General features: G+C 71.6%; 11 protein-coding genes. 7 read left to right on the top strand and 4 right to left on the bottom strand.

Going from position 1 to position 13542, the window contains the following annotated elements; genetic code table 11:
• Positions 1 to 73: 73 nt before the first annotated feature.
• Positions 74 to 2329 carry a TonB-dependent receptor gene (locus AAG688_RS00590; RefSeq protein ID WP_411833432.1) on the bottom strand — a complete coding sequence of 752 codons (2256 nt, stop codon included), beginning with the start codon at positions 2327 to 2329 and terminating at the stop codon, positions 74 to 76.
• Positions 2330 to 2538: 209 nt separating this feature from the next.
• Here AAG688_RS00590 and AAG688_RS00585 point away from each other — a divergent pair, with 209 nt between their 5' ends.
• Together AAG688_RS00585 and AAG688_RS00580 are read left to right on the top strand one after the other, a co-directional pair.
• Positions 2539 to 3564 (top strand): AIM24 family protein, encoded by a 1026-nt coding sequence (locus AAG688_RS00585; protein ID WP_411833431.1) that lies wholly within the window; start codon positions 2539 to 2541, stop codon positions 3562 to 3564.
• Between the two features lie 172 nt (positions 3565 to 3736).
• Positions 3737 to 4762 (top strand): patatin-like phospholipase family protein, encoded by a 1026-nt coding sequence (locus AAG688_RS00580; RefSeq protein ID WP_411833430.1) that lies wholly within the window; start codon positions 3737 to 3739, stop codon positions 4760 to 4762.
• Between the two features lie 257 nt (positions 4763 to 5019).
• Here the strand turns inward: AAG688_RS00580 and AAG688_RS00575 are convergent, their stop codons facing one another.
• Positions 5020 to 5646 carry an N-methyl-D-aspartate receptor NMDAR2C subunit gene (locus tag AAG688_RS00575; RefSeq protein ID WP_411833429.1) on the bottom strand — a complete coding sequence of 209 codons (627 nt, stop codon included), beginning with the start codon at positions 5644 to 5646 and terminating at the stop codon, positions 5020 to 5022.
• A gap of 109 nt (positions 5647 to 5755) precedes the next feature.
• Entirely contained in the window at positions 5756 to 6235 is a 480-nt protein-coding gene (locus AAG688_RS00570; protein ID WP_411833428.1) for an Lrp/AsnC family transcriptional regulator, read from the bottom strand.
• 127 nt (positions 6236 to 6362) lie between these two features.
• Here AAG688_RS00570 and phhA point away from each other — a divergent pair, with 127 nt between their 5' ends.
• The 5 genes from phhA (at position 6363) to AAG688_RS00545 (ending at position 11991) form a co-directional block, all read left to right on the top strand.
• Positions 6363 to 7250 (top strand): phenylalanine 4-monooxygenase, encoded by an 888-nt coding sequence (phhA, locus tag AAG688_RS00565; protein ID WP_411833427.1) that lies wholly within the window; start codon positions 6363 to 6365, stop codon positions 7248 to 7250.
• 201 nt (positions 7251 to 7451) lie between these two features.
• Positions 7452 to 7907 (top strand): azurin, encoded by a 456-nt coding sequence (gene azu, locus AAG688_RS00560; protein WP_411833426.1) that lies wholly within the window; start codon positions 7452 to 7454, stop codon positions 7905 to 7907.
• 104 nt (positions 7908 to 8011) lie between these two features.
• Positions 8012 to 10141 carry a TonB-dependent receptor family protein gene (locus AAG688_RS00555; protein ID WP_411833425.1) on the top strand — a complete coding sequence of 710 codons (2130 nt, stop codon included), beginning with the start codon at positions 8012 to 8014 and terminating at the stop codon, positions 10139 to 10141.
• A 111-nt stretch (positions 10142 to 10252) separates the two neighbouring features.
• Positions 10253 to 11359, top strand: coding sequence for a sensor histidine kinase (locus AAG688_RS00550; RefSeq protein ID WP_411833424.1), 1107 nt, complete (start codon positions 10253 to 10255; stop codon positions 11357 to 11359).
• The gene (locus AAG688_RS00545) at positions 11356 to 11991 is read left to right on the top strand and encodes a response regulator (RefSeq protein WP_411833423.1); all 636 of its coding nucleotides are present in this window, start codon (positions 11356 to 11358) and stop codon (positions 11989 to 11991) included. Before AAG688_RS00550 ends, AAG688_RS00545 begins: the two co-directional genes overlap by 4 nt.
• A gap of 279 nt (positions 11992 to 12270) precedes the next feature.
• On the opposite strand, the gene AAG688_RS00540 is transcribed toward AAG688_RS00545, so the two are convergent.
• Entirely contained in the window at positions 12271 to 13506 is a 1236-nt protein-coding gene (locus AAG688_RS00540; protein WP_411833422.1) for an MgtC/SapB family protein, read from the bottom strand.
• Positions 13507 to 13542 lie beyond the last annotated feature (36 nt).

Below are 13542 nucleotides of genomic sequence, written 5' to 3'. Positions count from 1 at the left end.
CCTTGGAGCATGCAAGTCATTCACCCCCTGCACGGAAGCGTTGCACGCCTCCATGCAGGGCGCGAAGCGGTTCTCAGAACCGCGCGGTGAACTCGACGCCCCAGGTCCGCGGCTCGTTGACGAAGCCGGTCAGGTTGTTGAAGTCGATGCCGCCGACGATGCGGGTCTGGTCGGTGATGTTGCGGCCGAACAGCGCCAGGTCGTAGCCGCCGTAGTTCCAGCCGTAGCCGATGCGCAGGCCGCCTTCCAGCGAAGAGCGGCCGCGGAACTCCGGCGATTCGTACAGGAAGAAGTTCACCTCGCCGCGGTAGGCCCAGTCGGTGTAGACGTACAGCTCGCTGCCCTCGCCCAGCGCGACGGCGTAGCGCGCGGTCAGGTTGTGCACCCACTTCGGCGCCTGCGGCAGCGGGTTGCCGTCGATGCGGGCGAAGCCGCCCACGATCGGATCGGTGACCGTGCAGCCGCCGCCGCAGGGCGCCACGCCGAGCGCGGCGTCCTTGATCTCGGTGTCGTTGTAGCTGCTGCCGACGGTGACCAGCAGGCTGTCGGTGAGGTAGGCCTCCAGATCCAGCTCGAAGCCCTGGCCGGTGGTGCGGTCGGCGTTGAGCAGGGTGGCGATGTTGGCGCCGCCGCCGACGGCGATGATCTGCTGGTCGTCGACGTCGTAGCGGAACAGGGTGAAGCCCAGCCGCGCGCGCTTGTCCCACAGGTCGGCCTTGATGCCGGCCTCGTAGGAGATCACCTTCTCCGCGCCGGCGGTGGACACGCCGCCGTTCGGCGCGCCGGGCGCGGCGAACAGCAGGCGGCCCTGGATGGACGGCGCGCGGAAGCCGGTGGCCACGCGCGCGAACAGGTTGACGTCGTCGCTGGCCGCGTAGACCGCGCTCAGGTCCCCGCTGACGTTGTCGGCGTCGGTGGAGACCGCGTAGGGCCCGCCCGCCGGCGCGCCGAACGGCGCGGCCTCCAGCACGCTGGCGCCGAAGTCCTTCTCGTCCTGCGTGTAGCGCACGCCGCCGCGCAGCTTGAGCTTGTCGGCCGCCTGGTACTCGGCCGAGGCGAACACCGCCCAGGCGGTGTTGTCCTGCCGCTGCACGGCATGGCCGGCGCGCGGGTTGCCCGGCGCCAGCGAGTCGTAGTTGAAGCTGTCGATGGTGATGCGCTCGTCGAACCAGAACAGCCCGGCCTGCCAGTTGAACGCGCCGGGGTAGTTGGATTCCAGCCGCAGTTCCTGGGTGATCTGGCGATGATCCGGCAGGCCGTCGGCCGATTCGGACGCGAACGGGATGACGCCCGGTCCGGACACCGGCAGGAACGCCGCGCCGTAGCCGCCGTCGATGTCGCCGCGGTTGAGCGATTCGGCGCTCTCGTAGCCGCTGATCGAGTACAGGCTGACGCTGCCGAAGTCCCAGCGCAGCCGCGCGCTGCCGCCCCAGGTCTCCAGCTCGGAGAAGTTGACCCCGTCCACCGATACCCGCTCGCGATCGAAGCCGGGCACGAAGCGGTTGCCGCCCGGCGCGATGATGTTGGCGCGGAACAATCGCGCGGTGCCGTTGAGATCGCGCCGGTGCAGGTTGAGCAGCGCCTCGAACGCCTCGCCCTCGTACAGGAACTGCACGCGCGCGGCGGACTCGTCGTAGCCCTCGAAACCGTCGTTGGGGCCGGAATGGGTGTTGCGCACCCCGTCGTCGCGGCGCTGGTACAGCGCCGACGCGCGCGCCGACCAGCGCTCGGACAGCGGGCCGCCGATCGCGCCCTCGAAGTTCCACATGTCGTCGCTGCCGTAGGCGATCTGGCCGTAGCCGTCGAGTTCGCGCGTTGGCCTGGCCGATTCGAACTTGACCGCGCCGGCCGGCGTGTTGCGGCCGAACAGCGTGCCCTGCGGCCCGCGCAGCACCTCGATGCGCTCCAGGTCGAACACCGGGAAGCCCTTCAGCAGCGGGCTCTCCTGCACCACCTCGTCGTAGATCAGCGATACCGGCTGCGAGGCGTTGAGATCGAAGTCGGTATTGCCCAGGCCGCGGATGTAGAAGCGCGGGAACGCGCGGCCGTAGGACGACTCGATGTTGAGGCTGGGCACGCGGCCGGACAGGAAGCGCACGTCGCTGCCGCCGGAGCCGAGCACGTCCAGCTTCTCCGCGCCGACGCTGGAGATCGACACCGGCACGTCCTGGATGTTCTCGACCCGGCGCTGCGCGGTGACCTGCACGGCGTCCAGCGTGGCCGGCGCGTCGGTGGCTTCCTGGGCCAGCGCGCCGGCCGGCGGCAGCAGCGCGGCGAGGGCGAGGGCAAGGCGCTGCGGCCGGACGGCGGAGCTGCGGAAGGGGGACATGGCGGTGGCGATCCGGAGGAGGGGGGAGGGGCACTGGCACGGCGATGTTGCAATACAGCAACCGGCGCGGCAATGGCCGCAAGTCAGTCAACCGATGGCCTGTCGGCCTGTGAACGGATCGCCGCGGGCAGGACTTCCGGCCATGCCCGGCGACGCATCACTGCGCCTAGACTCCTCCTCTTCCCACCCGTCCGCAAAGGAACGCCGCCATGAACCCCTGGTACCTGCACAACCCCGCCGACAACCGCCGCCTCGGCCCGCTCGACGACGAGGCCGCGCGCGCCGAAGCCGCCCGCAATCCCGCGCTGCTGGCCTGGCGCGAGGGCATGGGCGACTGGCTGCCGGCACGCAACATCGCCGAGCTGACCGCCGAGGCCGGCGGCAGCGCGGGCGGCACGCCGCCGCCGGTGCCGCGCAACGCCGGGCGCGGGCGCGCCGACGAGATCGACTTCCGCATCGTCGGCCAGGAGATGCAGTTCGTCGAAGTGGAACTGGATCCCGGCGAAAGCGCGATTGCCGAGGCCGGCGCGCTGATGTTCAAGGACGCCGCCGTGCAGATGGACACGATCTTCGGCGACGGCTCACACGGCGGCCAGGGCGGCGGCTTCATGGACAAGCTGCTGTCGGCCGGCAAGCGCGTGATCACCGGCGAGAGCCTGTTCACCACGATGTTCACCCACACTGGCAGCGGCAAGGCCAGGGTCGCCTTCGCCGCGCCGTACCCGGGCACGGTGCTGGCAATGAAGCTGGACGAGCACGGCGGCCGGCTGATCTGCCAGAAGGACAGCTTCCTGGCCGGCGCGCGCGGGGTGACGGTCGGCGTCCACTTCCAGCGCAAGATCCTCACCGGCCTGTTCGGCGGCGAGGGCTTCATCATGCAGAAGCTGGAGGGCGACGGCTGGGTGTTCGTCCACGCCGGCGGCTGCGTGATCGAGCGCGACCTGGCGGCCGGCGAGCGCATCGACGTCGACACCGGCTGCGTGGTCGCCTACCACGCCGGCGTGGGCATGGACGTGCGCCCGGTCGGCGGCATCAAGAGCATGTTCTTCGGCGGCGAGGGCGTGTTCCTGGCCACGCTGACCGGGCCGGGCAAGGTCTGGCTGCAATCGCTGCCGTTCTCGCGCCTGGCCGGGCGCATGCTGGCCGCCGCGCCGCAGGGCGGCGGGCAGAACCGCGGCGAGGGCTCGGTGCTGGGCGGGCTGGGCCGGCTGCTGGATGGCGACAACCGGTTCTGATCCGCGCCCCTCGCAATCAATCCTGTCGTCCCGGCACAAGCCGGGACGACGATCCGACGGGGCGTCCTGCCCGCGGTTCCGTTGCGACAGGGATGCACCCGCTCCGCCAGTCGCCGCCGGTTGTGCCGGCGGCCCGTATGCTGCACACCTTCGCTGCCCTTCCGATTCCCCGATGAAACCGTCGCGCCGCCTTTTCCTGTCCCTGCCGCCCTTGCTGCTGCTCGCCGCCTGCGGCGGCGGCAACACCCGCCCCGAGCCCGCGCCGGCGGCGGTTCCCGTCGTGCCGCCGGTCGCGATTCCGCCTGCGCCCCGGGCCAAGGTCGGCATCGCGCTGGGCGGCGGCGCGGCCAAGGGCTTCGCCCACATCGGCGTGATCAAGATGCTGCAGGCCAACGGCATCGAGCCGGTGGTGGTGTCCGGCACCAGCGCCGGCAGCGTGGTCGGCGCGCTGTACGCCAGCGGCATGGACGCGTTCCAGATGCAGCAGCGCGCGGTCGCGCTGGACGAGGCCAGCATCCGCGACGTGCGGCTGTTCGCCGGCGGGCTGGTGCAGGGGCAGAAGCTGCAGGACTACGTCAACGAGCAGGTCGGCAAGCGGCCCATCGAGAAGCTGCCGCGGCCGTTCGCCGCGGTGGCCACCCGGCTGGAGGACGGCGAGCGCACCGTGTTCGTGCGCGGCAACACCGGCCAGGCGGTGCGCGCGTCGAGCAGCGTGCCGGGCGTGTTCGAGCCGGTGGCGATCGGCGCGGCGCGCTACGTCGACGGCGGCGTGGTCAGCCCGGTGCCGGTGGACGCGGCGCGCCAGCTCGGCGCCGACTTCGTGATCGCGGTGGACATCTCCTCCAAGGCCAGCGGGCGCACGCCGGCCAACCTGCTGGGCGTGGTCAACCAGTCGATCAGCATCATGGGCCAGAAGCTCGGCGAGCAGGAACTGGCGCGCGCCGACGTGGTGATCCGGCCGAAGGTCAACGACATCGGCCCGGCCGATTTCCAGCAGCGCAACAACGCCATCCTCGAAGGCGAGAAGGCGGCGCTGGCGGCGATGCCGCAGATCAAGGCACGGCTGGCGCAGTTGCAGCGGACGCTGGACCAGGCGCACGCCGCGCGGCATGCGCCGCCTCCGCCGCCGGTCGAACCGCCGTGCAAACCGGGCTCCCGCCTGGGCCGGCTGGTCGGGCGCGGCGAGAAGTGCCCGTAGCCATCGCCTGAGCCGGTGGAATGCGGCGGTGGTTCGAGATTCGTGTGGGAGCGAGGTGGTCGCGACGGGTCAGATCCGCGTCGCGACTCACGTCGCTCCCACAGGATCAGAAGCGGGGTTTTATCGGTTGATGATTCCGCGATTCGGCATGAAGCACTCAGAGCCATCGCCTGAACCGGTTCTGTCTGTCGGGTATTGCGCAGCCTTCCATAGGCGCGGTAGCGAATCGCTCCCACGATCAGGAGTTGGTGGACGAGCTACCGGTTCGTAGTGGCCGTGATGGCGACGCGTAGGTTTTCTCTGGCGCGCGATTCCAGTGCCTCGCGGAAATGCGGCGTGCTGTACAGCACCGGGCGTTCGAGGAAGCCGCGCAGGATCGCGCGCCGCTTGCGGCGGAACAGCCAGCGCGGCACGAACGCGTATTCCTGCCGGATCTGCCGCTCGTACTCGTCGAAGCGCGGCCTCGGCGCACCGAGGATGGACAGGTCGATGTCTACCAGCAGGCGCGCGTCGGCATCGGCCGGCGCCGCGTCGTGGCGGGTGGCCATGATCAGATCGTCGATGCGATCCACGCTGTCGGCCGCCACGCCGGCCGCGGTCAGCGCCTGCCGCGCCCAGTCGGCGCTGCGCCGCTCGTTGTCGCCGGCGCGCACGTCGTAGATCGCGTCGTGGAACCACAGCGCCATCTCCACCTCGTGCGGCCGCTGCGCCAGCGCGCGCGCTGCCTCGAAATGGCCCAGGCATTCCTCCAGGTGCTGCAGCGTGTGGTAATGCCGCTGTGGCTCGGCATGGCGCGCCAGCAGTTCGCGCCGCAGCGCCTCGCCGTCGCCGGCCGCGCCGAGGCCGGGCCATGCGCGCTGCCATGAATGAGCCAGTACCTCCATGCGCACAGTCTACGCCGCGCCTGGACGCAGCGCGGAGCTTGCTCCGCTGCCCCCGGCTCCGGAACCGGCGCAGCCGGACAAGCTCGGCTCTACAGGGGGGTGGCGCAGGCTAATCCTTCGGCAGCGGCAGCCCGCCGAACGCCTTGACCGTGCGCAGCACGAAGCTGGAATTGACGTCGGCCACGCCGCTGGCGTTGAGCAGCCGGTCGAGCAGGAAGCGCGAGAAGTGCTCCAGGTCCTGCACCACGATGTGCAGCAGGTAGTCCATGTCGCCGGTCAGCGCATGGCAGGCGACCACCTCGTCCCATTCGCGCACGTTGTCGGCGAAACGGTCGATGCCGTGGCGGCCGTGCTTTTCCAGCTGCACGCGCACGAACGCCTGCAGGCCCAGCCCGACCGCCTGCGGGTCCACCCGCGCCGCGTAGCCGGCGATGACCCCGGCCGCCTCCAGCCGCTGGGTGCGGCGCAGGCAGGCGGACGGCGACAGGTTGAGCTGCGCGGCGATCTCCGTGTTGGGCGCGCGGCCCTGCCGCTGCAGCAGCGCGAGCAGGCGCAGGTCGGTGCGGTCCAGGGCGGCGGATTCGCTCATTCGATGCCTTGTTTCTTAATTATGCGCAATAATATTGCCGCATGGGCCTATATCGACGCAACTTCGCAATCCCGTTGCGCCGGTTCGGCGCTACGATTCCAAGGATGACCATCCCGGGAGCCTCGCCATGAACCAGCCGCGCCGCGTCGAGCACCAGCAGACCGACAAGGGCTACGTGCCGATCTACACCACCACCGTGATCGAGCAGCCCTGGGAGGGCTACAGCGCCGACGACCACGCCACCTGGGGCACGCTGTACCAGCGCCAGCGCGAGCTGCTGGTCGGCCGCGCCTGCGACGAGTTCCTCGCCGCGCAGGACGCGATGGGCATGACCCCGGACCGCATCCCGCGCTTCACCGAGCTCAACGAGGTGCTGCGCGCGGCCACCGGCTGGACGCTGATCGGCGTGGAGGGACTGCTGCCGGAGCTGGACTTCTTCGACCACCTGGCCCACCGCCGCTTCCCGGTGACCTGGTGGATCCGCCGGCCGGACCAGATCGACTACATCGCCGAGCCGGACCTGTTCCACGACCTGTTCGGCCACGTGCCGCTGCTGATGAACCCGGTGTTCGCCGACTACATGGAGGCCTACGGCAGGGGCGGGGTGAAGGCGCACGGCATCGGCGCCGACGCGCTGCAATACCTCACCCGGCTGTACTGGTACACGGTCGAGTTCGGGCTCATCGATACCAAGGACGGCCTGCGCATCTACGGCGCCGGCATCGTCTCGTCGAAGGGCGAGTCGCTGTACTCGCTGGAATCGGACGCGCCCAACCGCATCGGTTTCGATCTCGAGCGGATCATGCGCACGCGCTACCGCATCGACACCTACCAGAAGACCTATTTCGTCATCGACAGCTTCGAGCAGCTGATGGACGCCACCGCGCCGGACTTCACCCCGATCTACGCGCGCCTGGCCGAGCAGCCGGCCATCCCCGCCGGCAGCGTGCTCGACGGCGACAGGGTGCATGCGCGCGGCACCGGCGAGGGCTGGCTGGCCGACGGCGACGTCTGACGCGTCGCCGACCGCAGCGCCCCGAAGTCCCTGTGGGAGCGACGTCAGTCGCGACGGATCAGCGGTAGCGCCCCATCGCGACTGACGTCGCTCCCACAACGGCACCAGGGGATCCCGGCGACCTGTCGCGATAGGTCGTCGCGACCAAGGGATGCGGACGGCTGGCTTAGAATCGGAATACCGGCTCCCACACCTTCCCGCATGATTCGACACTTCTTGCCTTTGCTGGCGCTGGCCGCGCTGCTGTCCTTCTCCGTTTCCGCCCAGGCGCGCCACTGCGCCATCACCCTCGAAGGCAACGACGCGATGCAGTTCAACCTGCACACCATCCGCGTGCCGGGCGACTGCGAGAAGCTGACGGTGACGCTGGTGCACACCGGCCGGCTCGCCGCCGCGGTGATGGGCCACAACTGGGTGCTGAGCGAGACGCGCCACCACCGCGAACTCGGCCTGGCCGGCGGCCGCATGAAGCTGGCCGACGACTACCTGCCGCGCGGCGACGCGCGCGTGATCGCGCATACGCCGATCATCGGCGGCGGCCAGCGCACGCAGGTCACCTTCGCCACTTCCGCGCTGCGGCGCGGTGGCGACTACACGTTCTTCTGCTCGTTCCCCGGGCACTGGAACATGATGAAGGGACGGCTGATCTTCGGCTGACCCGGGCTTTCACCCGGGCTTGCGCCGTCGTTGGATTCAATGGCGCGGCGGCCGGCAGCATGCGTGCCAAGGCCACTTTCTCCCACACCGCCAACGGAGTCGCCGTGCCCGCCATCGCCGGATCGGACAAGCTCGCGCTGCCCCTGCTTTCCCTGCTGGCCGTTTCCCCGGCGCCCGCGCTGGCGCAAGCCGCCGAACCGCCGACGCTGCAGCGCGTGGAAGTGACCGCGCGGCTGCAGGGCGTATCGGCCTTCGACCTGCCGGCATCGCTGGATGCGATCGATCTGCGCGACGGCGCCGCCGCCACCTTCAACCTGTCCGAACGGCTCGGCCCGGTGCCGGGCCTGCTGGCGCGCGACCGGCAGAACCACGCACAGGACACGCAGTTGTCGATCCGCGGCTTCGGCGCGCGCGCGACCTTCGGCGTGCGCGGCGTGCGGCTGCTGGCCGACGGCATCCCGGCGACGATGCCGGACGGGCAGGGACAGCTCTCGCACTTCAGCCTGGCCGGCGCCGAGCGGGTGGAGGTCATGCGCGGGCCGTTCTCGGCGCTGTACGGCAATTCCTCCGGCGGCGTGGTGCAGATCTTCAGCGCCGAGGGCCGCGATCCGGGCGAGCTTTCGGCGTCGGCCTCGCTCGGCAGCGACGATGCGCGCCTGCTGTCGGCGCGCTGGCTGGGCCGGCAGCAGGCGCTGTCCTACGCGCTGGCGGCGTCGCGCTTCTCCACCGACGGCTACCGCGATCACGGCGCGGCGCGGCGCGACTCGCTCAACGGCAGGTTCGGCTGGCGCGCCGGTGGCGGCGGCGAACTGGATCTGGTGATCAACGCGCTCGACATGCCCGACACCGACGATCCGCTCGGCCTGACCCGCGCGCAGGCGCGCGAGAATCCGCGCCAGGCCACCGCGCAGGCGTACCAGTTCGACACCCGCAAGTCAGTGCGCCAGCGGCAGCTCGGCCTGATCTGGCGGCAGCCGCTGGGCGATGCGCAGTCGCTGCGGCTGATGGGCTACGGCGGCGATCGCGCGGTCGAGCAGTACCTGGCCCTGCCCGTGGCCGCGCAGGCCAACCCGCTCAACAGCGGCGGCGTGATCGATCTGGACAGCGACTACGGCGGCGTCGATGCGCGCTGGTCGTGGCAGGGCGCGCCGGGCGGGCGTCCGCTGGAGCTGACCGTCGGCGCCAACGCCGATCGCCAGCGCCAGCACCGGCGCGGCTACGAGAACTTCGTCGGCACGGCGCTGGGCATGCGCGGCGCGCTGCGGCGCGACGAGCGCAACGAGGTGGAGAACCTCGACCAGTTCGCCCAGGCCTGGTGGCGCGTCGCCCCGCGCTGGTCGCTGCTGGCCGGCCTGCGCCGCAGCCAGGTGCGCTTCCGTTCCGACGATCGCTACGTCACCGCCGCCAATCCCGACGACAGCGGCCGCAGCGACTATGCCGAGGTCACGCCGGTGGGCGGCGTCACCTTCCACGTTTCCGACGATGCGCGCCTGTACCTGTCGGCCGGCCGCGGCTTCGAGACGCCGACCTTCAACGAACTCGGCTACCGCGCCGATGGCGGCGCCGGGCTGGCGTTCGATCTGCGCCCGGCGGTCAGCCGCAACCTCGAACTGGGCGGCAAGTGGCGCAGTGGCCGCGGCGCGACCTTCAACGCGGCGCTGTTCCGCGCCGACACCGACGACGAACTGGCGGTGGCCGGCAATGTCGGTGGCCGCAGCACCTTCCGCAACGTCGGCCGCGCGCGCCGGCAGGGCGCCGAGCTGGCCTGGCACGCGCCGCTGGCGCGGGACTGGGACCTGCAACTGGCGTGGACCTGGCTGGACGCGAGCTTCCGCGACGGTTTCCTGATCTGCAGCGGCAGCGGCTGCACGCAGCCGACCACGCCGGTGGCGGCCGGCGCGCGCATCCCCGGCACGCTGCGCCGGCAGGGCTACGCGCGCCTGCAATGGACGCCGCGCGACTGGACGCTGGCGGCCGAAGCGGTCGGCGCCGGCGACGCCATCGTCAACGACGCCGGCAGCGAGTCGGCGCCGGGCTACGCGCTGCTGCACCTGGAAGCCGCGCGCGACTGGACGCTGCGCAACGGCCGCCTGCGCGTGTTCGCGCGCATCGACAATGCGCTCGACCAAGCCCACATCGGCTCGGTGATCGTCAACGAGGGCAACGGCCGCTACTATGAACCCGGACCGGATCGCGGCCTGCGGATCGGGCTGCGCTGGCAGGGGACGCGCTGACGGCGACGGCGGCCCCGGCGCGCGTTCCCGCATCCGCGCGGCGACCTGCCGGAAGTCACGACCTGCGCGCGCGGCATTGCCTGCCGGCGCATCGCCGCGCAGCATGTGCGCATGCGAACCCTGCTGCGACGACTGCGCGAACCGATGACGCTGGCCGGCCTGTTCACCCTGGCCGCGGTGGCGCTGTCGCTGCGCTTCCAGCCGGCGGCCTCGCTGCCGGCGGCGGCGGCGACGCTGGCCGGCTACAGCGCGGCCTACCTGCTGCTGTCGGTCGGCCCCGATCACTGGCGCCGCCTCCGCTGGGCGGCGCTGCTGGCGATGGCGCTGCTGGCGCTGCTGCTGGCCGGGCTGACCTCCCGCCTGGGCGTGGCGCAGGTGCTGCTGGTGATCTGGACCGCCTGCGCGTTCGCCATGCTGCCGCCGCGCGGGGCATTGCTGGCGATGGTGCCGCTCAACGCCGCGTTCTATGCGGTGATGCTGGAGAGCGGCTTCGGCTCGCCGCTGACGATGGTGCTGATCAACCTCGGCTTCCAGGCGCTGGCCGGGTTGTGCGTGCACTACGCGCGCGGGGCCGAGGAATCGCGCGACCGGCTGGCCCTGGTCAACGCCGACCTGCTCGCCACCCGCGCGCTGCTGGCCGACAGCGCGCGCACCGGCGAACGGCTGCGGGTGGCGCGCGAGCTGCACGACGTCGCCGGCCACAAGCTGGCCGCGATGCAGCTCAACCTGCGCGCGCTGGCCGGCGATCCCGCGCTGGTCGGTCATCCGCAGGTGTCGCTGCTGGAACGCCTGTCGCGCGAACTGCTGGCCGACATCCGCGACGTGGTGCGCGAGCTGCGCGATGCTCCCGGCCTGGACCTGCGCACCGCGCTGCATGCGCTGGCCGCGCCGCTGCCGTCGCTGGCGATGCGGCTGCACATCGACGACGACGTGGTGATCGACGACCCGGCCACTGCCGAGGCGTTGCTGCGGCTGGTGCAGGAAGCGCTGACCAACGCGGTGCGGCACGCCCAGGCCGGACGCATCGACGTCCATCTTTCCCGCAACGGCGACGGGCTGCGCGTGGTCATCGAGGACGACGGCCGCGTGCGCGGGCGCATCCGCGAGGGCAACGGCATCGCCGGCATGCGCGAGCGCGTGGCCGCGCTGCATGGCCGGCTGGAACTGGGTGCCGGCCCGGCCGGGGCGCTGCGCATCGAAGCGGAGCTGCCGGCGTGAGCGCCGCGCTGAGGATCGCGCTGGCCGACGACCAGGCGCTGGTGCGCGCCGGCCTGCGCGCGCTGCTGGAGCGCCAGCACATCGAAGTCGCGATCGAGGCCGAGGACGGCCAGCAACTGCTCGACGCGCTGGCCCGGCAGTCCGTCGACGTGGTGCTCAGCGACATCCGCATGCCCGGCATGGACGGCATCGAGGCGATGACCCGGCTGCGCGCGCGCGGCGACGCCACCCCGGTGCTGCTGCTGACCACCTTCGACGACAGCGAGCTGCTGCTGCGCGCCAGCGACGCCGGCGCGCAGGGTTTCCTGCTCAAGGACGCCGCGCCGGAGGACCTGCGCGCGGCCATCGCCCGCATCGCCGCCGGCGAGACCCTGCTGCAGCCGGTCAGCACCGACCCGGTGCGGGCGCGCTTCCGCTTCCGCGACGAGGCGCCGCCGCGCGACACCTTCGGCGAGCGCGAGGTCGCGATCCTGCGCCTGCTGGCCGGCGGCTATTCCAACAAGGAGATCGCGCGCACGCTGTTCCTGGCCGAGGGCACGGTGAAGAACTACGTCTCCACCATCCTCGACAAGCTCGGCACGCGCGACCGCACCCGCGCGGTGCTGAAGGCGATTACGTTGCGGATCATCTGATCCGCACGGGCCTCCGGGTCCAGGATCCTCATCGCTCCGGAAGCGGCCGTCGTGAGGCAAGAAGTGTGCTGCCGCATGGCGGGGAGCCGGGCAAGCTCGGCTCTACAACAAGTCCGCCGCGCAATCGATGTCGATCGCGTCGCCGTCGGCCACCTTGCGGCTCTGTAGAGCCGAGCTTGCTCGGCTCGCTGCGCCCGAAGCCATGAACGGTCTTGGCAAGGCCCAAGCTGCATCGCAGCGGACCAGGCATGCGGGAAAGCGCCCCAAAGTGGACGACACCTAAAGCAGCCAAACCACCATCACGCCCGCCGCCAGCGCGCCCAGCAAGCCGATCGCCACCCGCGCACCATAGGCCGCGCCGCCGCTGACCCAGGCGATCACCGACTTGGCGCCCAGGCTGGCGGCCAGCAGCGCCAGCATCCACAGCCGCGACGACTCGATCGCCAGCCCGCCGCGGGCGAACTGCGCGGCCAGCGTCGCCACCGCTGCGTGCAGTTCGGCCGTGGCCGACAGCGCCGCCGCCGCCAGCGCGCCGCGCGGGCCGACCCAGGCCGCCAGCGCGGCCGCCACGAAGCCCAGCCCGGCCACCAGCAGCGCGAAGCCGAGCGCATGGCCGAAGCGGAACATCCGGCTCTCGGCGGTCGGCGGCTGCACCGTCTCGTGGCGGCCGGCGCGCAGGCCGAGCAGCCCGCCGGCCAGCAGCACCGCCCCGATCGCCACCAGTTCCGGCCACAGCTGCCGCACCAGCGGCGGCGACACCGCCCACAGGATCGGCACGCACAGGCTCAGCGAGGCCAGGTTGGACAGCAGCGCCGCGGCCACCGCCGAGCGCAGCAGCGCCGGGGTCTGCCGCGCGCGCTGGCCGAAGCCGATCACCGCCGCGGTGGACGACACGTAGCCGGCGAAGAAGCCCGCCGCCGCCAGCCCCCAGCGGTTGCCGACCACCCGCAGCACGATGTGGCCGAGCGCGCTGATCGCCATCACCAGCACCACCAGCTTCCAGATCGTGGCCAGGTTGATCGCGTCGAACGGGCCGATTGGCCGGTCCGGCAGGATCGGCAGGATCACCAGCGCCGAGGCCAGCAGCAGCAGGCCGTCGAACACCTCGCGCTCGCTGAAGGTGTCGCGGGTCAGCGCGTGCAGCGGCTCCTTGGCGTACAGCAGCACCGCCACCACCACCGCCAGCCCGGTCGCCAGCGCCGGCATGCGCATGGCCATCGCGCCGAGCAGGAAGGTCACCACCAGGGTCACCTCGCTGGTCAGGCCGGGATCGTCCTGGCGCGTGGCGTTGTAGGCCATCGCCGCCAGCAGGCCGGTCACGCCCAGCCCGACCAGCAGCACCGGCAGGCCCAGCCAGGCCGCCACCGCCGCGCCCAGCGACACCAGCGCGTGCGTGCGCAGGCCGGCGATGGCGTGCGCGCGGCCGTGGCTGCGCTCGCGCACCAGGCCGATCAGCAGGCCCAGGCCCAGCGCCGAGGACAGCGCCAGCCAGGCGTCGGGTGAGGCTTCGTACATGACTTCCTCGCTACGAGTCGGGTCGGAGGGCGAATG

The sequence above is a fragment of the Pseudoxanthomonas mexicana genome (assembly GCF_046736355.1).
GTDB lineage: Bacteria > Pseudomonadota > Gammaproteobacteria > Xanthomonadales > Xanthomonadaceae > Pseudoxanthomonas_A > Pseudoxanthomonas_A mexicana_B.
The sequence above is the reverse complement of the archived record's forward strand: the minus strand, read 5'-3'. Positions and strand labels throughout refer to the sequence as shown.